Here is a 24,350-nt window from a genome sequence, read left to right as displayed (position 1 = left end):
CAAAACGATCAGCGTTCCGGCCGCACGCGACGAGCCTGCTCGCCCATGAATTGCTGCAGCTTGTCTACCGCCTGGCGCGGCATCGGATCCTGGCCGCTGAGCATCAGCGACAGAGCTACGCGGCTCAGGCCCAGCTTTGTCGCAAGCTGGTCGATGGAGATGGAGGCCACCTTGCAGGCCTGCGATACCGCCACCAGCGAGCCCTTCTCGACATAGAAGCGGCCCCAGGTCTCTTTCACATTCACCTTCTCCGGCACCACCGGCAGCAATGGCTGCCGCATGCGCGCCGGATCCAGGCGGATGGTTTCCGCCATCGAATAGCTGCTGGTCGGCGCCATGGTTGGCTGCATCGGCGTCGCTGAGGGACGCGGCAGCGGCGTATTCGTCATCGAATTGGTGAATTCCTCGAGCCGTGGCGCCTGCTCGATGCCGGCCCGCAGCAGCTTCTCCACCGCCTCGATCAGCGCCTGGGCCGGCGGCGCCAATTCATGCTCTTCGCCGAAGCGGTCGTAGTATTGCGAAATCTCGCTCAGGCGCTCGAGCCGGCGGACCAGGAACTCGCGCGCGCCAAGCGGCAGCTTGCGGCCGGACTGGGTGATCTTCACCAGGTAGATACGCGTGGTATCGAGTTCCAGGATGATGACCTTCCAGCGGATCTTCGAGAGATGCTTGTTCAGCGGTTCCCGCTTGGCCGTCTCGAATTCCGGGATGCGGCCTTCCACCAGATCGACGAAGACATAGAAATGCTCAATCTTCTCGACGAAGCGTTTGTAGTCCTGAAAATGCGGGCTGGAATTCGAGGAGTCCTGGCAAAAAGCCATCAGCTCACGGCTTTGGTTTTCAACCACGCCGATAAGCCGGAGGGTCTCCTGAACGACGGACTTATTCACCGTCACGCGACTGCAATCCTTGCGTCTGGGGGCTTATTTAGAAGGATACTAAATGCGCAACCGTGGAACTGCAACCTCGGACTGCGCGTGTTATCTACGCGTTCAGCCCGCGTTCGATAAGGAACCTGGACTCGGCGAGGGAGAACCGGGGTTCGGCAAGGGCGCCGCACTTGGCAAGGGATGCGGTGCGCAGAACAGGCCTTCGCGGCGCATATCGTAGCAATAAGCGCGGGCGGCATCGCGGTCGACAAAGCCGCCGAGCAGCACGCGCACGGTCTTTCCGCGGCTGCTGCCGAGATCGACTTCGACGTAACGGGGCATCAAACCCTGCAAAATGGAATAGCGCTTCGACAAAGCAACCCAGCCGCGTTCGGCGTCACCCAGGTTTTTGAAACTGGCGACATGGCCGGCGAAACGCGGCACTGGCGGCGCGGGAGTTGGCGGGGGCGCCGGCGGTGGCGCCGGCATCGGTTCCGCCTTCATCTCCACCATCGCAGGTGGCGGCGGCAGATCGACAGGCGCAGCATCGGCAGCGGGCGGTTCCGCCGGTTTATCGGCCATCGCCTTCATGCCGGAACAGCCAGCCAGCACCAGCGCCAGGATCAGCGTGGCAATGGCTGGCCGATACGGCATAGCCTGGATCACTTGTCGATGAGGCGGAACATGTGGCGGTCGAGCAAGGCGCTGACCGAAACGGTCTTGGTGCTGCTGGCATCGCGCTCATTAATGAGCTGCACATGCACCACATCCTCGCTGGGGAACTGGATCAGGCGTGCCACCCGCCAGGTGAAGCCCTGACGCTGCTCGAAACGCTGGCCCGGAACGATGTCGGAAGCGGTCAACTTTGCCATCAGGCATCCCTGTTACTGTTACTGGCAGCGTAGCGGATTCGTGCCAGCGCGCCAACGCCCGCTTCAGCCCGGATGCTGAATATTGAAAGTATATATGCCGTTGGCTTCAGTGCTGCTCAGCAGTGTGTAGCCGGCTGCTTCGCACAAAGCCGGAATATCCGCCTGGGTCGCCGGGTCTGTCGCTTCCACGGTCAGGCTGCCGCCCTTGGGCACCGACTGCATCGCCTTCTTGGTGCGCAACACCGGCAGCGGGCAAGTCAGCCCACGCAAATCCAGAACCTGGCTCATCGCCGCACCCTCATTCCACCGACCAACAAGCGAGAATGGCCGAAACTTCACTTTCGCCCTGTTGTTTATATAATCACAGCGACAATTTTGGAAACCCTTGGCGCTCTTCGGCGTCGGGGGCGTTTTAGGGAGCCGGCCGCGATGGGTGAGATTTCGACGGCGCTGCTGGTGAATGGCGGCGGATTGCTGCTGGGCGTGATTTTCGGCGGCCTGGTACAGCGGACCAACTTCTGCACCATGGGCGGTATCAGCGACCTGGTCCTGCTGGGCGATGGCAGCCGGTTCCGCGCCTGGCTGCTGGCCATCGGCACCGCCATCCTGGGCGCCCAGGGCCTGCATCTGGCCGGCCTGGTGAACCTGGATGGGGCCATCTACGCCACCACCAATCTCGGCTGGCTGGGCGCCCTACTCGGCGGCCTGGTATTCGGCTTCGGCATGGTGCAGGCCGGCGGCTGCGGCAGCCGCACCCTGGTCCGCTTCGGTGCCGGCAACCTGAAATCCCTGGTCGCCCTGCTGGTGCTGGGCGTCACCGCCTACGCCACCTTGCGCGGCATCATCGGCCCGGCGCGGCAATGGTTCGAGGGCCTGACGGTGATCGACCTCAAGGCGCGCGGCATTCCGACCCAGTCCCTGCCCGATCTGTTCGCCGCGCTCGGCCTGCCGGCCCGTCCCCTGCGCATCCTGCTGGCACTCGGCATCGGCGGTGGCCTGGTGGCCTATGCCTTGAGCAATGCCCGCTTCCGCGCCAGACCTAAGCTGGTGATTGGCGGCATCGGCGTCGGGCTGATCGCGGTCGCCGGCTGGGCCGTTACCGGGATTCTCGGCAACGACGAATTCGAACCGGTACCGCTGGCTTCCGTCACCTTCGTGGCGCCGGTGGCCGACAGCCTGCTCTACCTGATGACCTTCACCGGCGCGACACTGAATTTCGGCATCAGCACCGTGGGCGGCATGATCCTCGGCGCCTTCCTGGTGGCGAAGCTCGACGGCAGTTTCCGCATCGAAAGCTTTTCCAGCCGCGACGACCTGATCGGCCATCTGCTCGGCGGCGCGCTGATGGGCGTCGGCGGCGTCTTCGCGCTCGGCTGCACCATCGGCCAGGGCCTTACGGGCTTTTCAACCCTGGCTCTCTCCAGTGTGATCGCCTTCGGCGGCATCTGCCTTGGCGGCGTGCTGGGGGTGCGCTATCTCGAAGAGGGCAATCTGCGCGATGCCGTGCGCGCCCTGTTCGCCGCGCGCTGAAGGAACCAGATGAACGGTCTCGATGTTTCCTATGCCGTCGCCGCCGGTGCCGGGGCGCTGAGCTTTCTCAGCCCCTGCGTGCTGCCGCTGGTGCCGGCCTATCTCTGCTTCGTCGCCGGCACGTCGCTGGACGAGATGCTGGAGCGCCAGGAGATCGACAAGGCGGAAACACGCCGCGTGCTGATGGCGGCCATCGCCTTCGTGCTCGGCTTTTCCACCGTGTTCGTGATCATGGGCGCCTCGGCTTCGGCGATCAATCAGCTTGTGGTGCAGCATCTCGACATCATCGGCAAGATTGCCGGCGGCATCATCATCCTGTTCGGCCTGCATTTCATGGGGCTGCTGAAGATCGGCCTGCTCTACCGCGAGGCCCGCATCAATCCGGAAAACCGGCCGACCTCATGGCTCGGCGCCTATGTCATCGGCCTCGCCTTCGCCTTTGGCTGGACGCCCTGCATCGGGCCGATCCTGGCCAGCATCCTGACCATCGCCGGCAGCCGCTCGGATCTCAGCTACGGCGTTTCGCTGCTCGCCACCTACGCTCTCGGCCTTGGCATCCCGTTCCTGCTCGCGGCCCTGGCGATGAAGCCGTTCATGCGCTTCATGCAGCGTTTCCGCCGTCACATGCGCAAGGTGGAGATTGCCGCCGGCGCCCTGCTGGTCACCACTGGCGTGCTGATCTTCACCAACAGCCTTGGGCAGTTCAGCTATTTCCTGCTGGAAACCTTCCCCTGGTTCGCCACGCTGGGGTAAGCCGCCCGGCTTGTGTCTGCCAGCCCCTTCCGGCGACCGGCAAAACCGCATAACGTCGCGGCATGCTGCGCCGGCTCCTGCTTCTTTTGCCGCTTCTGCTGGCTGCCGCCCCTGTGCCGGCGGCAGAACCGCTGCGGCTGGTCACCGGCACCGACTACCCCCCTTTCGCCGATCCCAAGCTGCCCGATGGCGGCGCCCTGACTGAACTGGTTCGCGCTGCGTTCAGCGCCTCGGGACGCGAAACATCCATTGCCTACACTTCCTGGAATCGTGCGCTGGAGGAAACCAAGCTCGGGCGCTACGACGCCGCCCTGCCCTATGTGCCCTCGCCCGAGCGTGCCTCCAGCTTTTTCTTCTCCAGCGCGCTGTTTAACATCGACACCTATGTGCTGAGCAGCAGCGAACGCGATGCTGCGGTGAAGGCAATCGGCCCTGGCATGCCGGGGCCGCGTGCCTGTCTGCCGCTCGGCTGGACACCGCAGCCAGCCTTGCGCGCGCTGCTCGAAAACGGCACGGCGCGGCAGATCGAAACCACCGCTGCCGCCAGTTGCCTGAAGATGATCCAGGCTGGCCGCGTCGATTTCTTCGTCGTCAGCAAGCCGGTTGGCTGGCATCTGATGCGCAGCGAGGAATTGCCGCGCCGCCTGTTCCGCTTTTCTGATCAGCCGCTCTCGCGCTCAACCCTGCACTTGATGGTCTCACGCTCCAGGATCGGCGGCGAAAGCCTGCTGGCGGAATTCGAGCAGGGCATGGAGCGGATCAGCAAGAACGGCATTGCCACCAACATCCTGGCGCGCCACGGCCTGTTGGAATAGCCGGCTATGTGTGGCCGCTTCGCCTTGACCGTGACCATGGAAGTGCTGGGGCAGATGTTCGATCCGGCTGAACGCCCGAATGTGGCGCCGCGCTGGAATATTGCACCGACGCAGCAGGCCTGGGTGGTGATGCAGGACGAAGCCAGCCGCCACCTCACCAGCATGCGCTGGGGTTTCGAGGGGCCGAACGGGGCGCCGCTGATCAATGCACGCGCCGAGACCGCAGCGACCAAACCGACATTCCGAGACGCGCTCAACTTGCGTCGCTGCCTGGTGCCGGCGGATAGTTTCTACGAATGGCAGCAACTTGACGAGAAACGCAAGCAGCCCTGGCGCATCGGCATGAAAGGCGGCACGCCGTTTGCCTTTGCCGGCCTGTGGGAAGACGCTGCCGACAAGACGGGCCAGCCCTTCCAGCGCTTCACCATCCTCACCTGCGCCGCCAACCACTATCTGGCGCCGCTGCATGAGCGCATGCCGGTGATCGTGGCGCCGGAGGATTACGCAAGCTGGCTGACACCGGGTCCGCCGGCCATCGGCCTGCTGCGCCCGTTTCCAGACGAGCCGATGGCACGCTACCGTGTCAGCGACCGGGTCAACAGCGTGAAGCACGACGATGCCGGCTGCTTCGAGCGGCTGGTAGCCACCACGCTGGTCTGAGCGTCAAGGGCTAGAGTTTCAGCGTCTCACCCTGCACCCGCACGTGATGCGCCTTCAAATCGCGCGGGCTCTTGCAGCCGCAGGCATGGGCGATGGCTTCCACGTCATGCTGCACCGCCTTGGCGTAGTTCGCCACGCGCACCGCCTTGCGTGCCGGATCAAGGCCGCGCATGAAGCGCGGTTCGTTCGAGGTCACGCCGGTCGGGCAATGGCCGGTATTGCACTTCATTGCCTGGATGCAGCCGAGCGCGAACATGTAGCCGCGCGCCGAGACGACGAAATCGGCGCCCTGGCACAGCGCCCAGGCAACCTTGTCCGGCGTCAGCAGCTTGCCCGAAGCGATGATGCGGATGCGGTTGCGCAGGCCATATTGCCGCCGCTTCTCCGCCAGCAACGGCAAAGCCTGCACGATGGATTGCCCGACATAATCGGCCAGCGGCGCCGGCGCCGCACCAGTGCCGCCCTCGCCGCCATCAAGCTGGATGAAATCCGGTGCCTCCATCGGCCGCTCGCGCAGATACTCGAACAGGGCGTCGATGAAGCTGTCGTCGCCCAGCGCCATCTTGATGCCAACCGGCTTGTTGGTGACATCGCGCACCCGGCCGATGAAATTCACCAGGCTGCGCACATCGGTGATCTCGGGATGCCGGCTTGGCGAGATCGACGCCTTGTGCGGCTCGATCAGGCGGATGCCGGCAATCTCCTCATTCACCTTCGCCGCCGGCAGGATGCCGCCACGGCCGGGCTTGGCGCCCTGGCTGAGCTTGACGCAGAACATCTTGACCTGCGGCAAGGCCGCGATGGCGGCAAGCTTGGTCTCATCGAGACGGCCGTCCTTGTCACGCACGCCATACTTCGCCGTGCCGATCTGGAACACCACGTCGCAATTGCCCTTGAGGTGATAGGGCGACAGGCCACCCTCGCCGGTATCGAGCCAGATGCCGGCCAGCGCCGCGCCTTCCGACAGCGCGGTGACGGCGGCGGAAGACAACGCACCGTAGGACATGCCGGAGATATTGAAGAAGCTGTTCGGCTTGAACGGGTTTGCCACCACACCCTTGCCGATCCACTTGCCGGTATAGGGTTCCGCCTCGTCGTCATTCACCGGAAAGGCGGAATGCAGGAAGTAGATATGGCCGGGCTGCTGCGCATCCACCTCGGAGCCGAAGGCAACATAATTCGATACCGCCTTGGCCGAACGGTAGACCCAGGCGCGGGTCAGGCGGTTGAACGGGCGCTCTTCCCAATCGGCAGTGAACCAGTATTGGCGGAAGTATTCGCCCAGGTTCTCCATGATGTAGCGGAAACGGCCATAGATCGGGAAGTTGCGGCGGATCGCATGATCGCGCTGCACCCAACGGTCATAGACGTAGAAATAAACAAAGGTGCCGCCAGCAATGGCGACGATCCCACCCAGCACCCACCACATGCTGCCCCTCCTGAAGGTGAGACTATTCGCGTTGTCGTTGCCGCAAGTATAGGCGTGGCGAGCCTGATTCTACCAGCACTGATCCGTGACGGTTCGGTTAGGCTTCCAGGCCCGGCTTGCGCCACAACCATGTCAGCTCATGCTTGTTGTGGTGCAGGTGCAGCAAAGTGCCGCCGGGAATGGCCGCGAAAGCTGCTGCCGTGGCGTGGTCAGTCTCGCCCTGGAACTTCAGCGTGCAGATCATCCGCAGCGCTTTGTCCGCTGCGATCCAGCGCTGCACCAGGGCCAGCAGCCGGGCCGGATAGCAGATCACGTCGGAACAGAGCCAGTCGACCGCTGGCTCCTGGCGCGGATCGAGCGCGAAGGCGCTGCCCTGGCGCCAGGTGACCCCCGGCATGGCGGCGACATTCGGCGCCAGCGGTGCCTTGTCGATGGCATCGACGCGGGCACCGAGGCCGGCCAGCACCCAGGTCCAGCCCCCCGGGCAGGCGCCGAGATCAATGGTCGCCTCGCCCGGCTTCGGCATCTCGCCATGCAGCAGGGCAAAGCGGGTCAGCGCTTCCCAGAGCTTCAAGTAAGCGCGGCTCGGCGGTCCCTCGCGGTCCTCCTGGAACGCCCAGTCGCCATGCGGCAGCGGGCTTGAGCATTGCCCGGATGCCAGCATGCGGTCCGGTGCCAGCAAGGTGAAACTGCCCATCGGGGCTTTCGGCGGCAAGTCGCCGAAGCGCAGCGGCTTGGCCGAAACATGCGGCAGTTTTTCCTGGATCAGCTTGGCGCGGCGGTGATGCAGCGGCGCATAGGCGGCCCAGTTGCGCTGCATGCCTTTCAGGATGCCCGCCGCCTCGCCGATCGAGGCAATGGGAAATTCCTGCGGCTGATGCCAGATATTCGCTGCCCAGGCGGCCGCCACAGGCTCGCCTTCCGCCAGCAGCAGGCGGCCATGCTCGGCGACGATGCGCCGATCCTGCAATTCTGTGCGCAATTCAGGCTCGAAGCCCTCTGCGGCGAGATAGCCGGTAAGCATGCGGCTGACTACCGCGCCCCTGCCCGCGATGCAAGCGCCACTATGCTTGGCGCCAAATCAGCGGCGCCAGTTAGCGACGCCAATCAGCGGCGGTTGCCGGTGCTGCGCGGCGGTGCGATGCCTGCGCCGGAAGCAGCACCAGCGGCGGGCGACACGGTCATGTCGACCTTGGAGCCATAGAGCGACTGCTTGCTGATCAGGATCGAGGCAACGCGGTCACCGGCAGCCGAAAGATAGGTAAGCTGGCTGATCTCAGAGCGCACCACGGCGACTTCGGTCCAGCCGTAATTCAGCATCTCGCGGCGCATGAAATCGAACATGTCGTCGGAGCTGGAATTGATCGCATAGGACAACCGGCCGATCCAGCGGTCGCCCTCACCGAGGATGATCGTGCGGTTGGTATCCAGATTGTAGCCATCCGGCAGGGCAATGCCGGCGATCTGTGGCGGTGCCGCACGCGAGGCGTTGTCGGCGCGCGCGCCGCCGCCACTGCTGGTAAGCTGATTGTTGGCACAACCGGTGACTGCAACACAGGTCACAAGAATTGCCGCAAGGCCAATGACTCGAGTTTTCATGGATACGCTCTCTCGGTCCCCCGGCGAATCGGATAACTCGAAATTTACCATACTTGCGCGTTCTCCGCCGCCCCACAATTTCAACCAATTGCGGCGTCAGCCGAGCAGCACATCCTTGGCCCGGTTGATCTGGGCGGCAAGATAGGTGGAACCGCCATGGTCGGGATGGGCCGTCCGCATCAGGCGACGATGCGCGGCACGGATTTCCCCCTCGGTCGACCCTGGCTGCAACCCCAATACGGCATAAGCCTGCTCGCGGCTCATGCTGCCGGCATCGCCTGTCGCTGCACCGCCCTCGCCCGCCTGATCGCGCCAGTCAGGCCCCAGCCGGCGCTCCATATAAGCCTCCAGCAGCGCGATGCCGTTCGGGTCCTCGGCCCCCAGGGCGGCATGCAGGGCGAACAGGCCCGGCGGGTCCAGATCATCCAGCCGCCGCCCGGCCAGCGGGCCTTGCAATATCTCGCCGGTCATGGTGCCGCTGGCATGGTCCAGCCGCATGCGCAGCCAGGCGGTCTCGACGGCGGATTGCGGCGCGGCCTCGGCCGTGCTGCCGCCAGCCCCGCCATTCGTGGCCTCATGGCCGGTGCGGGCGCGGTTCCAGGAACTGGCGCCGGGGCCGCCGAACCAGCCGCCAAACAGCCCGGCCAGCCGCCCCTTGCCAAACATCGCCGCCGCAGCCAGCGCCAGCAGGCTGCCCATATCGATGCGGCCACGCAGGAACAGGAAGCCGGCCAAGCCGCCCAACACGATGCCGAGCCCGATGCGGATGCCCTTGGCCAGCGCTTTGGGGTCAGCCTGCAGGAACAGCCTGCCGCCGAACAGGAACAGCGCCAGGGCGGCGAGCCCGATGCCGAGGACCAGAGCCATAGGCTAGCCGAGCTGGCTGGTAAGCCGGCGCACTTCGGCACCGGCATTGGCGGAATACTGGCTCAGCGCCTTGTAGCCGCCGGCAGCATAGACCGCGACGGCGGTGAGCAGTTGCAGCAGCGTGGCAGCCGAAGCCGCATCGAAAGCACCGAAAGCGCCGCGCGTCAGCCGAGCCATATCCTTGAAGCAGGCCCGCGCCGTCGGTTCCTCGCCTTCCTGGAAGGCGAAGATCGGCACGCCGAGCAAACCGAGTTCGCCGGCCTTTGCTGCCACTTCGTCGGGGCTCTCTTCCAGGCAATCGCCGACATAGACCAGCGCATTGACGCGGGCGCCATTCGCCACCGCCTCTCGCGCTTCGGCCGCGGTGTGGCGCAACACGCGCTCGATCTGGGTATGGCCGCCGACGCATTCCACCTGGCGCATCAGCCGCAGCATCGCCTGTGCATCCGACACCCAGGGCGAGGCCCGGCATTCGCCCATGCCACGGAAGAAGACGAGCTGGATATCGAGGCCGCCGAGGCCCGCCACGGCCTTGAACATCTCGGCCTGAATCTTCTGCGCCTCGGCCCAGGTGCCGCCGCGGCTGGCGGTGGCATCCATGGCGAAAATCAGCCGCCCCCGGCCAGTCTGCGGCACCGGGCGCGGCGCCAAAGCCGCCTGGCGCAGAAATGCCTCCACCGCCTTCGCATTGGCAGCGGCGGGCAGCGATTGTCCTGGCTTGCCACTCGGCGCATCCGTCATGCCAACAGATATAGAGGCCATGTGCCTGGTTTGCCAGGGCAGCCTGCCCAGGCGCACTACCCTGGCACCCAACCCCAGGCACCCAACCTCTGGGGGATTTTAGGGTTGGCCTGGGGCAGCGCAGTGGTTAAGGTTGTCGGCGGCAGGGCGCTACGCGGCGCCCAAGACCGATAATAATAAACCGGAGGAACACTAGATGACGCGTTTCACGCCCTTGAAGACCCTTGCGTTTGCGGCCGTTGCCGCTATCGGCCTCGCCGGTACGGCCATGGCGCAGCCGAAGTCGCTGACGCTCGGCACGGCCTCGGTCGGCGGTACCTACTTCATCTATGGCGGTGTGGTGGCAACCCTGCTCACCGACACCATCGGCATCAACGTCTCGACGCAGCAGACCCAGGGCCCGAACCAGAACATCATTCTGGTGGAAGGCGGCAATATCGAACTCGGCATGACCACCATGGGCATCGCGCTGCAGGCCTGGAACGGCACCGGCGAGTGGACCAAGGGCAAGAAGTTCTCCAACATCCGCGCCCTGTTCCCGATGTATGACACGCCGTTCCACTTCGTCACCACGGAAAAGACCGGCATCAAGACCGTCGCCGAAATGGCCGGCAAGAATATCGGCGCCGGGCCGAAGGCGGGCACGCCGGGCACCTACTTCCCGCTGATGTTCGATACGCTCGGCATCAAGGCGAACTGGCGCTTCGGCCAGGCTTCGGACATGCAGAACCAGCTTGCCGATGGCCTGCTGGATGTCTTCGCCTTCGCCGCTGGCCTGCCGATCGCCTCCTATTCGGAACTCGAGGCCCAGCGCCCGGTGCGCTTCATCTCCTTCACCGACGCGCAGCTCGACATGCTGAAGAAGGCGATGCCGGAACTTTCCGACAGCGTGATCCCGAAGAGCACCTACAAGTCGATGCCCGGCGACCAGAAGACGGTCGGCGTGTACAATTTCGGCATCGCCCACAAGAGCCTGCCGGATGACGTCGCCTACAAGATCGTCAAGTCGGTGCTGGAAAACAACGACCGCATGGTCAAGGGCCATGCCGCCGCTGTGGAGACCATTGCCGCCAATGCGTCGCGCAACGGCTTCCTGCCGTTCCATCCGGGTGCGGTGAAGTACTATCAGGAAAAGGGCATCAAGCTGAATCCGGCTGCCATGCCGCCGGCGAGCTGATCGCCACAATCCTGCAAGTATAAGGGCGCCGCCATCGTGCAAATCACGATGGCGGCCTCTTTTATATCAAGGGCGTGCGTAAACAAAAAATTACACGGGGGAAGGCATGGCAACGGCACAGCAGGAAAGCGTCGATCTCGCCGCCGCGGACAAATATGAGTTCACCGGCTTCAAGCGCGACCTGCCCGGCCTGCCTGGGCATCTGTTTTATTGGCTCTGCGTCAGCTTCACGGTGTTTCACCTGCTGGTGCTGAATGCCTTCCCCATCGACTCCATCATGTTTCGCGCCATCCATGTTGGCTGGGGCGGCGTGATCTGCTTCGGCCTCTATGCCGCCAAGGCTGGCCGCTCGCTGGACCGCATCCCTTTGCTCGACTGGCTGTTCATCCTGCTTTCCATCGCCTGCGCCGGCTATGTCTCCTTCAATATCGATGAACTGCAATTCCGTGCCGGTGCGCTGTATGAGCCGGGCGATGTCGCCGCCGGCTTCATCGGCACCCTGCTGATCCTGGAGATGACCCGCCGCACCGCCGGCCTGGCGCTGCCGATCATCGCCAGCGTGTTCATTCTGTATTGCTTCGTCGGCCCCTGGCTGCCGGGCATGCTCTATCACAAGGGCTACAGCCTGCCCTTCTTCTTCTCCTACATCTATTCCGACCAGGGCATCTTCGGCGTCACCACCCAGGTATCCTCCAGCTATATCGTGCTGTTCATCACCTTCGGCGCCTTCCTCACCGCCTCCAAGGCCGGCGACTACATGAACGACCTCGCGGTATCGCTGGTCGGCTGGGCGCGCGGCGGTCCGGCCAAGGTGGCGGTGCTTTCAGGCGTGCTGTTCGGCACCATTTCCGGCAGTGCTGTCGGCAATGTGGTGGCCAGCGGCATGATCACCATCCCGATGATGCGGCGTGTCGGCTATGACCGCTCCACCGCCGGCGCTATCGAGGCCACTTCGTCGACCGGCGGCCAGATCACCCCGCCAGTGATGGGCGCCGGCGCCTTCCTGATGGCCGAAATCACCGGCATCGCCTATACCGAAATCGCGCTGGCGGCAGTCATTCCCTGCCTGCTGTTCTATATCGCCTGCTATGTGCATTGCGACCTGCATGCGGTGAAGCATGGCCTGCGCGGCCTGCCGCGCAGCGAACTGACGCCGATCACCACCATGCTGCGCAAGCTCTATCTGCTGGCGCCCATCGTGGTGCTGATCTGGGCGCTGATGGCGGGCTATTCCGAGTTCCGCGCCGGCACGCTCGGCCTGGTTTCCGCCCTGGTGGCAAGCTGGATCAGCCGCGAGCACCGCATGGGGCCGCGCGCCACGCTGGATGCCCTGGCCCTGGCGGCGCGCGAGACAGCGCAGCTGGTGGCGATCTGCGCCTGCGCCGGCATCATTGTCGGTGTCATCGCGCTTACCGGTGTCGGCGGCCGTTTCTCGCACCTGATACTCAGCATCGCCGGTGAAAATCAGGTGCTGGCGATGTTCTTCGCCATGTTCATTTCCCTGATCCTGGGCATGGGCATGCCGACCACGGCGGCTTATGCGGTGGCGGCGTCGGTGGTGGCACCGGGCCTGATCCGCATCGGCATCGAGCCGCTGGTGGCGCATATGTTCATCTTCTATTACGCGGTGATCTCCTCGATCACGCCGCCAGTGGCGCTGGCTTCCTTCGCTGCGGCGGCAATAGCCCAGGCGGACCAGTGGCGCACCTCGATCATCGCGGTGAAGCTGGGCCTTGCCACCTTCATCGTGCCGTTCATGTTTTTCATCAGCCCGGCCTTGCTGGCGCAGGGTGATCTGCTCACCATCCTGCATGTCGTCGCCACCGCTTCGGCCGGCGTGTTCTTCCTCGCCTGCTCCACCGAAGGCTGGCTGAACGGGCCGCTGAACTGGCCGCTGCGCGTGGTGCTGTTTGCCGGTGCGATCATGCTGATCGTGCCGGAGACCATCACCGACTTTGCCGGCCTGGCCATCGGCATCGGCATCTGGGCATACCAGCGCGCCCGCAATGGCAGCGACCCGGGTGCCAGTATCCCTTCGCCGGCCGGCCTGCGCTAACCCGGCCATGCGCGCAGCCTTCCTCGCTCTCGGCCTGCTGGCTGCTGCCGCTTCTGCAGCGGCCAGGGCCGGGCCAGTGGAGGTACTGGCTTTCGGCAGCTTCACGCCGCAGGATTATGCCGAGATCATCAACGGCAGCTATCGCCAGAGTCCGGTGGAACTGCAGGGCCATCTTTCGCGGCCAGACAATGCTGCCGCATCTGTACCTGCGGTGGTGATCATTCCGGGCAGCGGTGGTTACGCACAATGGATGCAGGATACGGTGGCCGAGCCGCTGAACCGCATCGGCATCGCCACGCTGATCGTCGACAGCTTCGCCGGCCGCGGCGTCAAGGAAACCGCCCGCGACCAGGGCCGGGTGCCGATGGCAGCCTCGGTGCTGGATGGCTTCCAGGCCCTTGCCCTGCTGGCGCGGCAGCCGGGGATCGATGCCCGGCGGATCGGCATCACCGGCTTCTCGCGCGGCGGCGTCGCGGCCCTGTTCACCGCCGAGCGCCGTCTGGCCGATGCGCTTCCCGGCCAGCCACGCTTCGCCGCGCATCTGCCATTCTATCCCGGCTGCAGCACGCAATGGGACAATCCGCGGCCCAGCGCGGCGCCTTTGCTGCTGCTGCTCGGCGCGCGCGACGACTACACACCGGCCGCCAACTGCCTCGGCTACGCTGTGCGGCTAAGGGTGGCCGGCGCCGACATACGCACGAGGCTCTATGATTCTGCCGGCCATGCCTGGATGGCGGATTACCCGGCGCGCCGCAGCAATGTGCAGACCTTCGGCGAATGCGACCTCAGGATCGAGGATGACGGCCAGATCCGCGATGCCAAATCCGGCGCCAGCAGCCGCGAAGGCTGGAAGGAATTCGCCGCCCGCGTGATGGCCTCCTGCGGCGGGATCGGTGCTACCGTCGGCGCCGATGCCGAGGCGCGCGTCGCCGCCACCGCCGACATGCTCGATTTCTTCCGTCGCACCCTGCTGCGACAGCCTTAAACCGAAAAGCAAAGGGCGCGGCTCCCAAGGAAGCCGCGCCCTGCCGTAAGAGAGTATCCGGGAAGATCACTCCTCCTGGAAAGCTTCCTCGCGCTTCTTGCGGATCGCCGGCATCAGCACCACGGCCAGCGCCAGGGCCGCCAGCACAAGCATGGTGGCGCTGATCGGGCGGGTGAAGAACACGGTGGGGTCGCCACGCGAGAGCGTCATGGCGCGGCGCAGGTATTCCTCCATCATCGGGCCAAGGATGAAACCGAGCAGCATCGGCGCCGGCTCGCATTCCAGCTTGGCGAAGATGTAGCCCAGCACGCCGAAGCCAGCCATCAGAAACACATCGAAGGATGTGTTGTTGAGGCTGTACACGCCGATGGCGCAGAACACCAGGATGCCTGGGAACAGGATGTGGTAGGGGATGCTGAGCATCCGCACCCACATGCCGATCAGCGGCAGGTTCAGCACGATGAGGAAGAAGTTGCCGATCCACATTGAGGCGATGATGCCCCAGAACAAAGCCGGCTGTTCGGTCATCACCGCCGGGCCGGGCTGGATGCCCTGGATGATCATGGCGCCGATCATCAGCGCCATAACCGGATTGGACGGAATGCCCAGCGTCAGCATCGGGATGAACGAGGTCTGCGCACCGGCATTGTTGGCCGATTCCGGTGCCGCCACACCCTGGATGGCGCCCTTGCCGAAATTCGCCGAGTTCTTCGACATCTTCTTTTCGAGCGAATAGGCGGCAAAGGACGACAGCATGGCGCCGCCGCCCGGCAGGATACCGAGGGCCGAGCCGAGCGCCGTGCCGCGCAGGATCGGGGCCACCATGTCCTTGAAATCCTGCTTCGTCGGCATCAGGCCGGTAACGCTTTTGACGAAGACCGCGCGTTCGCTCTCATCCTCGAGATTCTTGATGATCTCGCCGAGGCCGAACATGCCCATGGCAACGGCGACGAAGCCGATACCATCAGCCAGTTCGGGCGTCTCGAAGGTGAAGCGCGGCACGCCGGAATTCACGTCAGTGCCAACCATGCCGAACAGCAGGCCGATGACGATCATGCCGATGGCCTTGAGCAGCGAGCCATGCGCCAGGACCACCGAGGCGACGAGGCCCAGCACCATCAGCGAGAAATACTCGGCGGGGCCGAATTTCAACGCGATCTCGGCCAAAGGCGGCGCGAACACCGCCAGCAGGAAGGTGGCGACCGTGCCGGCGAAGAAGGAGCCAAGCGCGGCCGTGGACAGCGCCACGCCGGCGCGGCCCTTGCGCGCCATGGCATAGCCATCCAAGGCCGTGATCACCGATGAGCTTTCGCCCGGCAGGTTGATCAGAATGGCCGTGGTGGAGCCGCCATACTGGGCGCCGTAGTAAATACCGGCGAGCATGATCAGCGAGGAAACCGGCGGCAGCGCGAAGGTGGCCGGCAGCAGCATGGCGATGGTCGCCACCGGGCCGAGGCCCGGCAACACGCCGATCAGCGTGCCGAGAAAAACGCCGCCGAGGCAGTAGAGCAGGTTCAGCGGCGTCAGCGCCGCGTCAAAGCCGATGGCAAGATTTTGCAGCAGTTCCATGACGCGATCCTCAATTGCCGCCGAGCCAGGGGCCCAGGATGGGGATCGGCAATCCCAATGCCTTGACGAAGACCAGGGCGCAGAAGGCGCCCAGCGCCACCATCATGATGATGGTGTTCTTCAACTTGAAATGCACGGAAGCGATCGCGCTGATCAGCGTGAGCAAGGCCACCGAGGCAACCAGACCGGCGCCTCGCACCGTCACGGCGAAAATGATGCAGCTTACGGTGACCAGTACCAAGCCCTTGAGCGCGAAACCGGTAATCGGTTCACCGCGGGTCAGCAGGCCGCGCACCAGAACAGCCACGCCGATGATGCAGAGAATGGCAGCCAGCACGGTCGGGAAGAAAGCCGGCCCCATGCGCCGCGCCGTGCCGAACGAATAATCCTGGCCGACGACGAGAAAGCCGAGACCAAGCGCAAGAAACAGCGCCCCCGACCAGAAATCCTTCGGATTGCGGATCAATCCCTGCATCACATCCCCCTTCGTGGCGGCCGCTCTGAGTCTGGCCACTGCTATAAGGCTACCGGCCCCACTTGGTGGGTGCCTGACTACAGGCGGCTGGGCCTCCCTGCCCTCCGCCATACGCTTACGCCTGTCCCGCTGCAAGCGGAACAGGCGTATCGTTTACGACAAATTATTGAAACACGGAACTTTTTTAGTCGGCGTATTCACCAGCGGCCTTGATCACCGGGGCCCACTTGGCGATTTCAGCCTTCAGATGGGCCGAGAGCGCCGCCGGGGTCGCCTTCTCCTGCGCCACCGGCTCGGTGCCGAGTTCGGCGAAGCGCTGCACCACCATCGGGTCCTTCAGCGCCGCCTGCAGCGCGGTCGCCAGCTTGTCGATCACCGGCTTCGGCGTGCCCTTCGGGGCGTAGACGCCGTGCCACACCGCCACTTCAAAGCCCGGCAGGCCCGAGCTGTCCATGGTCGGCAGGTCCGGCAGCGCCGGCACCTTGGTCTTGGTGGTGACGGCATAGGCCTTGATCTTGCCGCCCTTGATCTGACCGGTGGTGTTGGTGGTCTGGTCGCACATCAGGTCGATCTGGCCGCCCAGCAGGTCGTTCATGGCCGGGCCGGTACCCTTGTAGGGCACGGTGGTCATCTGGGTCTGCAGCGCGCTCATCAGCATCAGGCCGCAGAGATGCGACGCGGCGCCAACGCCCGCATTGCCGTAGGAGATCTTGTCCTTGTTGGTCTTGATGTAGGAGATCAGCTCCTTGAAATCCTTCGGCGGCAGATCGGACTTCGCCACCAGGGTCATCGGCACGTCGGTGACCAGGCCGATGGCCTCAAAATCGTTGATGGTGTCATAGGGCAGCTTGCGGTACAGCGTGGCGCTGGTGGCATGGCCGATATGATGCAGGAAGATGGTGTAGCCATCGCCGGCCGAACGGGCAACGCGGGCAGCACCAAGGGTGCCGCCGGCACCGCCGACATTCTCGACGATGATCTGCTGCTTCAGCGAAGTGCCCATCGACTGCGCCAGCAGGCGGGCAACGGTATCGGTCGGGCCACCCGCAGCGAACGGCACCACCATGGTGATGACCTTGTTCGGATAATCCTGCGCCTGAGCGGCGCTGCCGGCGATGGCGATCAGGCCGGCGGCAATGCCGGTAAGCAACTTCTTCATAGGGTGTCCCTCCTTAACCAGCGCCCTCTGAGCAGAGCGCTTTGATCGGCCGCTAATATTGTTACGCGGCGGCCTGCTGGCAAGCCTTTTCCGCAATGCTGCGCTGCATTTAGGGGAAATGCCTAATCCGTAACCAGATTGAGGCCGAGCAGCAGATTTCGCACTTCCTGGCGTGCTGCAGCCTGGGCCATGGATAGGCCGCCGCCGGTTTTATCGAGATCCAGCAGGGTCAGGCCGGAGAGAAATAATTCGCGGAAAATCACGCGTTCCGATAGGCCCGGCAGGAAGCGGAAACCGATCCGCTTTTCCAGCGCCTGCAGCACCTGGCCGACATGGCGCTTGTTGCGGGCGTCGAGATGCGACACGCGGTTGCGAATCACCACCCAGTCGATGCTCTGGCGGTCGCGGTTGAAGCGCTGCTTGCGCTGCTCCCACACCATTTCGGCATAGCGGCTGGGCTTCAGCACCCGCAGCGTCTCGGCATCCACGGTGGCGAGCAGGTCGACATCGATAAAGCTGTCATTCACCGGAGTCAGAAGCTGGTCGGCGAAGGAATGGCCAAGGCGCGAGAGATGCGTATCGGCGCCGGGGCAGTCGATCAGGATGAAATCGTGGTCCGGCGCGAAGCCATCCAGCGCGGCACGGAAGCGCGCCGCTTCATCGGCCTCGGCCTCGGCGCGGGTATCGCGGTCGCTCAAAGGCACCACGGCATAGGACGGCATCGCCAGTCGCACACCATGGCGGGTGATATAGGCCTGCCGGTTTTCCAGGTAGCGCGCCAGCGTGCGCTGGCGACCATCGAGATCGATCGCCGCCACCCGGCCGCCTTCCAGCGCCAGGCCGATCAGCACATGCATTGCGGTGGTGGACTTGCCCGAACCGCCCTTCTCGTTGCCGACGACGATGATGCGCGGCATCGGCTTACAGCAAGCCCAGGGCGCGCAGTTCCGCCATCAGCTTGGGCGGCAGCTCGGCGGCGCCTTCGCCCGCCTTGCTGAGATCGGGCGGCGCATCGGCATCTTCGAGATAACGCCAGCCCTGATGCGGACGGCGCGGCTGCGGCAGCACCGGGATCAGTTTCGCTTCCAGCTTGATGGCGCAATGCGGGCCATCGTCCAGCGTCACGTCATCAAGGGCGAGAATCCGGGTGCGGGCGCATAGCTGGCCCTTCACCACCCAGTAGAGCGAACCGCCATCCAGCACTTCCTTGTCGCGCTTCGGGCGGTGGCGTGTCACATGGGTAAAATGCCCAGGCTGCTTCTTGCCCTTGGCGCCTTCCGCACGCGCCTTCAGGCGTTCGCGGAAATGCTCCAGGCTTTCAATACCAACAGCAAGCTTGAGCAGATGAACCGGCATCAAATCTTCGATTTCAAGGCCTTGGCGACACTCGACACCGGCGGACGGCCGAGCTTCTCGGAAATCCACCAGGCGGTGCGCACCAATTGCTTGAGATCGAAGCCGCTGTCAATGCCGAGGCCTTCCAGCATGTAAACCAGATCCTCGGTGGCAAGATTGCCGGTGGCACCTGGCGCGTAAGGACAGCCGCCAAGGCCGGCAACCGAGGCATCATGGCTGGTGATGCCCATTTCCAGCGAGGCATAGGTATTCGCCAGCGCCTGACCGTAGGTATCGTGAAAATGCATGCCGATGCGGTCGAGCGGAATGAATTTCGCGGTTTCCTCGATCAGACGCTTGGTCTTGCCCGGCGTGCCGGTGCCGATAGTGTCGCCCAAGCCAATATCATCGCAGCCCATCTCGGCAAGCTGCTTGGCGATACCGGCCACTTTCACCGGATCGACCTCGCCCTCGAAGGGGCAGCCCAGCACCACCGAAACGAAACCGCGCACGCGCACGCCATCCGCCTTGGCCTTCTGCACCACCGGACGAAACCGCTCCAGGCTCTCCTCAATGGAGCAATTCACATTGCGCTGGGAGAAACTCTCGCTTGCTGCCGCGAATACCGCGATGGCGCGGGCGCCATACTGCTTGGCGGAATCGTAGCCCTTCTCGTTCGGCGTCAGCACCTGATAGGTAACGCCGGGCTTGCGCGAAATCCGCGTCATCACATCGGCGGCATCGCCCATCTGCGGCACCCATTTCGGCGACACGAAACTGGTCGCCTCGATATAGGTAGCGCCGCATTCCACTAGGCGCTCGATCAGCTCCACCTTCACATCGGTGGGCACCACGCTCTTCTCGTTCTGCAACCCGTCGCGCGGGCCGGCTTCCCATAGGCGGATCTGGCTGGGCAGGCTCATGGCATCATCCTTCCGCTTCCAGCGCGATCAAAGTGGCGCCTTCGCTCACCTGATCGCCGGCCTTGAAGTTCAGCTTGGCTACCTTGCCGCGCGCTGGCGCCGCGATGGTGTGTTCCATCTTCATCGCCTCCAGCACCATCAGCGCCTGGCCCTTCTCTACCGCCACACCTTCCGCCACCAGCACCTGCACCACCTTGCCCGGCATCGGCGCGGTGAGCGCGCCGCCAGCAGCTTCATCCATCTCACCGGCGGCAAGCGGATCCACCAGGCTCAGCTTCTGCACCCGGCCCGGCAGCAACAGGGTCAGGTCCAGCCCCTGACGGACCAGGCCGATGCTGAAGCGGCGCTCATCCAGCACCGCATCCAGGCTGCCATCCTGCAGCTTGCCCGCGGCCGTCAACACGGCACCACCCGGCAGTTTCACGCGGATCGCGTCATCGGCGGCATACTCAATCCGCAGCCGGGTTTCGCTCTCGCCTTCGCGAAAGATCAATTCATCATAGCCCTGGTCATTGAGCCGCCAGCCATTCACCGCCGCCCAGGGCGACCACGGATCGCCCTTGCCGCCGCTGCGCTGGGCGCGGCGCTCCAGCACCACGGCCAATGCCGCCAGCGCCAGGGCACTGGCATCGGCGCCCTGCACGGGCGGAATCAGGTCGGCACGGAAACGTTCGATGAAGCCGGTATCGAGATCGCCCTCGCCAAACGCCGGATGGCCGGCGAGCGCGATGAGGAACGGAATATTGGTGGTGACACCGGCGACCTGATACTGCGCCAGCGCCTGGCCCATGCGGCGCAGGGCAGCGCCACGGTCATGGTCCCACACGATCAGCTTGGCGATCATCGGATCGTAGAACGGCGTCACGCTGTCATTTTCGCGCACCCCGGTATCGACCCGCACATGCGCATCCTCCGCCGGTGGCCGCAGGCGGTGCAGCTTGCCCACCGAGGGCAGGAAATTCTTAATAGGGTCCTCGGCATAGATGCGCGCCTCGACCGCATGGCCGTCGATGCGCAGTTCTTCCTGCTTGAGCGGCAGCGGATTGCCGGCGGCAACGCGGAGCTGCCATTCCACCAGGTCCTGGCCGGTGATCATCTCGGTGACGGGATGCTCCACCTGCAGGCGGGTGTTCATCTCCATGAAATAGAAACGGTCCGGCTTCAACCCGTCGCTGACATCGGCGATGAACTCGACCGTGCCGGCGCCGACATAGCCAATCGCCTTGGCGGCATTCACCGCCGCCTGGCCCATGGCCTGGCGCATCGCCGCGGGCATGCCCGGTGCCGGCGCTTCTTCCAGCACCTTCTGATGCCGGCGCTGCACACTGCAATCGCGCTCGAACAGATGCACGGCATTGCCCTGCTTGTCGGCGAACACCTGAATCTCGATATGGCGCGGCTTGACCAGATATTTTTCCAGCAGCACGCGATCATTGCCGAAGGCATTGGCGCCTTCGCGCTGCGCCCCGGCCAGCGCCGCCTTGAACTCGGCAGCCTTGTCGACCCGGCGCATGCCCTTGCCACCGCCGCCTGCCACCGCCTTGATCAGCACCGGCCAGCCGATGCGCTCGGCCTCACCAAGCAGGAAATCGGCATCCTGGTTGTCGCCGTGATAGCCCGGCACCACTGGCACGCGGGCTTCCTGCATCAGCGCCTTGGCGGCGCCTTTCAGGCCCATGGCGCGGATGGCAGAAGCCGGCGGGCCGATGAAAACCAGCCCGGCCTCGGCCAGCGCATCGGCGAATTCAGCATTCTCGGACAGGAAGCCATAGCCCGGATGGATGGCCTCGGCGCCGCTGGCCTTGGCAGCGGCGATAATGACATCGGCGCGCAGGTAGCTCTCGCGCACCGGCGCCGGGCCGATACGCACGGCCTCATCGGCCAGCGCCACATGGCGGGCATTGGCATCGGCGTCGGAATAGACCGCCACGGTGGCGATGCCGAGGCGCTTTGCGGTGCGGATCACCCGGCAGGCGATTTCGCCGCGATTGGCGATCAGGATCTTGCGGAACATGCGCGTCTCTCCCGTTCGCCTCAAATCGTCCAGGCCGGCTTGCGCTTGGCGAAGAAGGAGGCAAGCCCCTCCTGGCCTTCGGCGCTGGCGCGGCGGTCGGCGATATTCCTGGCGGTGAACTGCATCACGTCCTCGGTGACATCGGCCTCATAGGCCACTTCGCGGATCAGCAGCTTGCTGTCCGCAATCGCGCCCGGCGCGCCGAGCAGCAGATCGGCCACCACGCGCTCACCGCGCACCCTGAGATCGTCCACATCTTCGGCCAGTTCATGCACCAGGCCGATGCGCTGCGCCTCGGCACCGTCGAACCGCTCGGCGGTGAGGAAATAGCGCCGCGCCTGGCGCGGGCCGATGGCCGCCACCACATAGGGCGAGATGGTGGCCGGGCTCAAGCCCAGCCGCACTTCGGTCAGCGCGAACTTGGTGTCGCGCACGGCGATGGCGATATCGCTGCAGGAGACCAGGCCGGTGCCGCCAGCCATGCAATTGCCCTGCACCAGCGCCACAGTTGCCTGCGGCAGGTCGTTCAGCGTCTTGAACAACTGCGCCAGCACCAGGGTCTGCGCCAGGTTGGTGGCGTAATCCTGCTGGCCGGAGCGGCGCATCCAGTCGAGATCACCGCCGGCCGAGAAGCTCTTGCCCTCGCCACGGATCACCACCACGCGGATATCGCTGCGGCCCTTGATCTCGGTGAAGATCGCCAGCAGGCGCTCGATCACCTGATCGTTGAAACAGTTATGCACCGCCGGGCGGTTGAGCGTCACCTGCGCCACACCGCGCGCATCAGTATCGAAGAGAACCAGTTCGTCGCTCATGATCATCACATCCGGAAGACGCCGAACTTGGTCGGCGCGAAGGGGGCGTTATGCGCGGCGCTCAGGCCCAGCGCCAGCATCATGCGGGTATCCAGCGGATCGATGATGCCATCGTCCCACAGCCGCGCCGAGGCGTAGTAGGGATGCCCCTGGCGGTCATACTGGGCGCGGATCGGGTTCTTGAAGGCTTCCTCGTCCTCGCGACTCCACTGGCCGCCGGATGCCTCGATACCATCGCGCTTCACGGTTGCCAGCACGCTGGCCGCCTGCTCGCCACCCATCACCGAGATGCGCGAATTCGGCCACATGAACAGCATGCGCGGGCTGTAGGCACGGCCGCACATGCCGTAATTGCCGGCACCATAGGAACCGCCGATGATCACGGTGAATTTTGGCACATTGGCGCAGGACACGGCCGTGACCAGCTTGGCGCCATCCTTGGCGATGCCGCCGGCCTCGTATTTCTTGCCGACCATGAAGCCGGTGATGTTTTGCAGGAACAGCAAAGGGATGCCGCGCTGGCAGCACAGCTCGATGAAATGCGCGCCCTTCAGCGAGCTTTCCGAGAACAGAATGCCGTTATTGGCGATGATGCCGACCGGGTAGCCATGGATACGGGCGAAGCCGCAGACCAGTGTGGCGCCATAGAGCTTCTTGAATTCGTCGAATTCGGAATCATCCACCAGGCGAGCGATGATCTCGCGCACATCGAAGGGCACGCGGCTTTCCTTCGGGATGATGCCGTAGAGTTCAGCTGGATCGAAGCGCGGCGGCTTCGGCGCCCGCACATCGCCCGAGACCTGCTTGGTGGAATTCAGGTTGCCGACGATGCGGCGCGCGATGCCGAGTGCATGGGCATCGTTCATGGCGTAGTGGTCGGTCACGCCCGAGGTGCGCGAATGCACATCGGCGCCGCCCAGGTCTTCCGCCGACACCACCTCGCCGGTGGCTGCCTTCACCAGCGGCGGGCCGGCGAGAAAGATGGTGCCCTGGTTGCGCACGATCACGGTTTCATCCGACATCGCCGGCATATAGGCGCCGCCAGCCGTGCAGGAGCCCATCACCACAGCGATCTGCGGAATGCCGTCGGCGGAAAGATTGGCCTGATTGTAGAAGATTCGGCCGAAATGTTCTTTGTCGGGGAACACCTCGTCCCAGGTCGGCAGGTTGGCGCCGCCGGAATCGACCAGGTAGATGCAGGGCAGCCGGTTCTCGCGCGCGATTTCCTGGGCACGCAGATGCTTCTTCACCGTCATCGGGAAGTAGGTGCCGCCCTTCACCGTGGCATCGTTGCAGATCACCACGCATTCGCGGCCCATCACGCTGCCGATGCCAGTGATGATGCCGGCGGCATGGATATCGCCGCCATACATGTCGTAGGCGGCGAACTGGCTGAGTTCCAGGAACGGCGAGCCGGGATCGAGCAACGTGCGCACGCGGTCGCGCGGCAGCAGTTTACCGCGCGAGAGATGCTTCTCGCGGGCCTTCTCGCCACCGCCTTGCTTGATCATGCCGACCTTAGCCTTCAGGTCGGCGACCAGCGCTGCCATATGGGCGGCATTCTCCTGAAACGCGGCGGATCGCGGGTCTAGCTGGGTGCTGAGCGCGCTCATGGACGGCCTTTTTGCCTTGCTCTTGGAATAGGTTCGCTCTCGGGCGTGGCCAAACCATGCCAGCCTGCTCCGGGAGCCGCAAGGGGGAGCCGGG

25 protein-coding genes are annotated in these 24,350 nt (G+C 64.5%); 7 read left to right on the top strand and 18 right to left on the bottom strand.

Going from position 1 to position 24,350, the window contains the following annotated elements:
• Nucleotides 1–8: 8 nt before the first annotated feature.
• From V6B08_RS12145 to V6B08_RS12130, 4 genes are all read right to left on the bottom strand, one after another.
• The gene (locus V6B08_RS12145; RefSeq protein WP_341981062.1) at nucleotides 9–821 is read right to left on the bottom strand and encodes a hypothetical protein; all 813 of its coding nucleotides are present in this window, start codon (nucleotides 819–821) and stop codon (nucleotides 9–11) included.
• Between the two features lie 171 nt (nucleotides 822–992).
• A complete protein-coding gene (locus V6B08_RS12140; RefSeq protein WP_341981055.1) occupies nucleotides 993–1,523 on the bottom strand; it encodes an SPOR domain-containing protein in 531 nt (176 codons plus the stop codon).
• An 8-nt stretch (nucleotides 1,524–1,531) separates the two neighbouring features.
• Nucleotides 1,532–1,741, bottom strand: coding sequence for a hypothetical protein (locus V6B08_RS12135; protein ID WP_341981052.1), 210 nt, complete (start codon nucleotides 1,739–1,741; stop codon nucleotides 1,532–1,534).
• A gap of 63 nt (nucleotides 1,742–1,804) precedes the next feature.
• The gene (locus tag V6B08_RS12130) at nucleotides 1,805–2,029 is read right to left on the bottom strand and encodes a sulfurtransferase TusA family protein (RefSeq protein ID WP_341981050.1); all 225 of its coding nucleotides are present in this window, start codon (nucleotides 2,027–2,029) and stop codon (nucleotides 1,805–1,807) included.
• A 141-nt stretch (nucleotides 2,030–2,170) separates the two neighbouring features.
• Between V6B08_RS12130 and V6B08_RS12125 the strand changes: the two genes are divergently transcribed.
• From V6B08_RS12125 to V6B08_RS12110, 4 genes are all read left to right on the top strand, one after another.
• Nucleotides 2,171–3,271 (top strand): YeeE/YedE family protein, encoded by a 1,101-nt coding sequence (locus V6B08_RS12125; protein ID WP_341981047.1) that lies wholly within the window; start codon nucleotides 2,171–2,173, stop codon nucleotides 3,269–3,271.
• Between the two features lie 9 nt (nucleotides 3,272–3,280).
• On the top strand, nucleotides 3,281–4,024 hold the full coding sequence (locus V6B08_RS12120) for a cytochrome c biogenesis CcdA family protein (protein ID WP_341981045.1): 744 nt from the start codon (nucleotides 3,281–3,283) through the stop codon (nucleotides 4,022–4,024).
• 62 nt (nucleotides 4,025–4,086) lie between these two features.
• Nucleotides 4,087–4,839 (top strand): substrate-binding periplasmic protein, encoded by a 753-nt coding sequence (locus V6B08_RS12115; protein WP_341981042.1) that lies wholly within the window; start codon nucleotides 4,087–4,089, stop codon nucleotides 4,837–4,839.
• Between the two features lie 6 nt (nucleotides 4,840–4,845).
• The gene (locus tag V6B08_RS12110) at nucleotides 4,846–5,499 is read left to right on the top strand and encodes an SOS response-associated peptidase (protein WP_341981039.1); all 654 of its coding nucleotides are present in this window, start codon (nucleotides 4,846–4,848) and stop codon (nucleotides 5,497–5,499) included.
• Between the two features lie 10 nt (nucleotides 5,500–5,509).
• Here the strand turns inward: V6B08_RS12110 and V6B08_RS12105 are convergent, their stop codons facing one another.
• The 5 genes from V6B08_RS12105 to V6B08_RS12085 all read right to left on the bottom strand — a co-directional run bounded on the left by V6B08_RS12105 (nucleotide 5,510) and on the right by V6B08_RS12085 (nucleotide 10,156).
• Nucleotides 5,510–6,928: an FMN-binding glutamate synthase family protein gene (locus V6B08_RS12105; RefSeq protein WP_341981037.1), complete on the bottom strand. Its 1,419-nt coding sequence runs from the start codon at nucleotides 6,926–6,928 to the stop codon at nucleotides 5,510–5,512.
• Nucleotides 6,929–7,025: 97 nt separating this feature from the next.
• Entirely contained in the window at nucleotides 7,026–7,952 is a 927-nt protein-coding gene (locus V6B08_RS12100; protein ID WP_341981035.1) for an SAM-dependent methyltransferase, read from the bottom strand.
• Between the two features lie 83 nt (nucleotides 7,953–8,035).
• Nucleotides 8,036–8,527 carry a hypothetical protein gene (locus tag V6B08_RS12095; RefSeq protein WP_341981033.1) on the bottom strand — a complete coding sequence of 164 codons (492 nt, stop codon included), beginning with the start codon at nucleotides 8,525–8,527 and terminating at the stop codon, nucleotides 8,036–8,038.
• Nucleotides 8,528–8,623: 96 nt separating this feature from the next.
• Nucleotides 8,624–9,394, bottom strand: coding sequence for a DnaJ domain-containing protein (locus V6B08_RS12090; protein WP_341981030.1), 771 nt, complete (start codon nucleotides 9,392–9,394; stop codon nucleotides 8,624–8,626).
• 3 nt (nucleotides 9,395–9,397) lie between these two features.
• Nucleotides 9,398–10,156 (bottom strand): vWA domain-containing protein, encoded by a 759-nt coding sequence (locus tag V6B08_RS12085; protein WP_341981028.1) that lies wholly within the window; start codon nucleotides 10,154–10,156, stop codon nucleotides 9,398–9,400.
• A 175-nt stretch (nucleotides 10,157–10,331) separates the two neighbouring features.
• On the opposite strand from V6B08_RS12085, the gene V6B08_RS12080 reads away from it, so the two are divergent.
• The 3 genes from V6B08_RS12080 (at nucleotide 10,332) to V6B08_RS12070 (ending at nucleotide 14,353) form a co-directional block, all read left to right on the top strand.
• Nucleotides 10,332–11,312, top strand: coding sequence for a TAXI family TRAP transporter solute-binding subunit (locus tag V6B08_RS12080; protein ID WP_341981027.1), 981 nt, complete (start codon nucleotides 10,332–10,334; stop codon nucleotides 11,310–11,312).
• Nucleotides 11,313–11,418: 106 nt separating this feature from the next.
• The gene (locus V6B08_RS12075; protein WP_341981026.1) at nucleotides 11,419–13,368 is read left to right on the top strand and encodes a TRAP transporter permease; all 1,950 of its coding nucleotides are present in this window, start codon (nucleotides 11,419–11,421) and stop codon (nucleotides 13,366–13,368) included.
• Between the two features lie 7 nt (nucleotides 13,369–13,375).
• Complete coding sequence (locus V6B08_RS12070; RefSeq protein WP_341981025.1) at nucleotides 13,376–14,353, top strand: dienelactone hydrolase family protein; 978 nt, start codon at nucleotides 13,376–13,378, stop codon at nucleotides 14,351–14,353.
• Nucleotides 14,354–14,419: 66 nt separating this feature from the next.
• On the opposite strand, the gene V6B08_RS12065 is transcribed toward V6B08_RS12070, so the two are convergent.
• The 9 genes from V6B08_RS12065 to V6B08_RS12025 all read right to left on the bottom strand — a co-directional run bounded on the left by V6B08_RS12065 (nucleotide 14,420) and on the right by V6B08_RS12025 (nucleotide 24,256).
• Entirely contained in the window at nucleotides 14,420–15,922 is a 1,503-nt protein-coding gene (locus tag V6B08_RS12065; RefSeq protein ID WP_341981022.1) for a tripartite tricarboxylate transporter permease, read from the bottom strand.
• A gap of 10 nt (nucleotides 15,923–15,932) precedes the next feature.
• The gene (locus tag V6B08_RS12060; protein WP_341981020.1) at nucleotides 15,933–16,397 is read right to left on the bottom strand and encodes a tripartite tricarboxylate transporter TctB family protein; all 465 of its coding nucleotides are present in this window, start codon (nucleotides 16,395–16,397) and stop codon (nucleotides 15,933–15,935) included.
• A gap of 184 nt (nucleotides 16,398–16,581) precedes the next feature.
• Nucleotides 16,582–17,556, bottom strand: coding sequence for a tripartite tricarboxylate transporter substrate binding protein BugD (locus V6B08_RS12055; RefSeq protein WP_341981019.1), 975 nt, complete (start codon nucleotides 17,554–17,556; stop codon nucleotides 16,582–16,584).
• Nucleotides 17,557–17,678: 122 nt separating this feature from the next.
• Nucleotides 17,679–18,473, bottom strand: a complete 795-nt coding sequence (locus V6B08_RS12050; RefSeq protein ID WP_341981018.1) for a division plane positioning ATPase MipZ — start codon at nucleotides 18,471–18,473, stop codon at nucleotides 17,679–17,681.
• A gap of 4 nt (nucleotides 18,474–18,477) precedes the next feature.
• On the bottom strand, nucleotides 18,478–18,912 hold the full coding sequence (locus V6B08_RS12045) for a DUF1489 family protein (RefSeq protein ID WP_341981017.1): 435 nt from the start codon (nucleotides 18,910–18,912) through the stop codon (nucleotides 18,478–18,480).
• Entirely contained in the window at nucleotides 18,912–19,814 is a 903-nt protein-coding gene (locus V6B08_RS12040; RefSeq protein WP_341981016.1) for a hydroxymethylglutaryl-CoA lyase, read from the bottom strand. The genes V6B08_RS12045 and V6B08_RS12040 overlap by 1 nt, the downstream gene beginning before the upstream one ends.
• 4 nt (nucleotides 19,815–19,818) lie before the next feature.
• Entirely contained in the window at nucleotides 19,819–21,828 is a 2,010-nt protein-coding gene (locus tag V6B08_RS12035; RefSeq protein ID WP_341981014.1) for an acetyl/propionyl/methylcrotonyl-CoA carboxylase subunit alpha, read from the bottom strand.
• 20 nt (nucleotides 21,829–21,848) lie between these two features.
• Nucleotides 21,849–22,643 carry an enoyl-CoA hydratase-related protein gene (locus tag V6B08_RS12030; protein WP_341981012.1) on the bottom strand — a complete coding sequence of 265 codons (795 nt, stop codon included), beginning with the start codon at nucleotides 22,641–22,643 and terminating at the stop codon, nucleotides 21,849–21,851.
• Nucleotides 22,644–22,648: 5 nt separating this feature from the next.
• A complete protein-coding gene (locus tag V6B08_RS12025; protein ID WP_341981010.1) occupies nucleotides 22,649–24,256 on the bottom strand; it encodes a carboxyl transferase domain-containing protein in 1,608 nt (535 codons plus the stop codon).
• Nucleotides 24,257–24,350 lie beyond the last annotated feature (94 nt).

Source organism: Ferrovibrio sp. MS7, from assembly GCF_038404985.1.
GTDB classification, from domain to species: domain Bacteria; phylum Pseudomonadota; class Alphaproteobacteria; order Ferrovibrionales; family Ferrovibrionaceae; genus Ferrovibrio; species Ferrovibrio plantarum.
The sequence above is the reverse complement of the archived record's forward strand: the minus strand, read 5'-3'. Positions and strand labels throughout refer to the sequence as shown.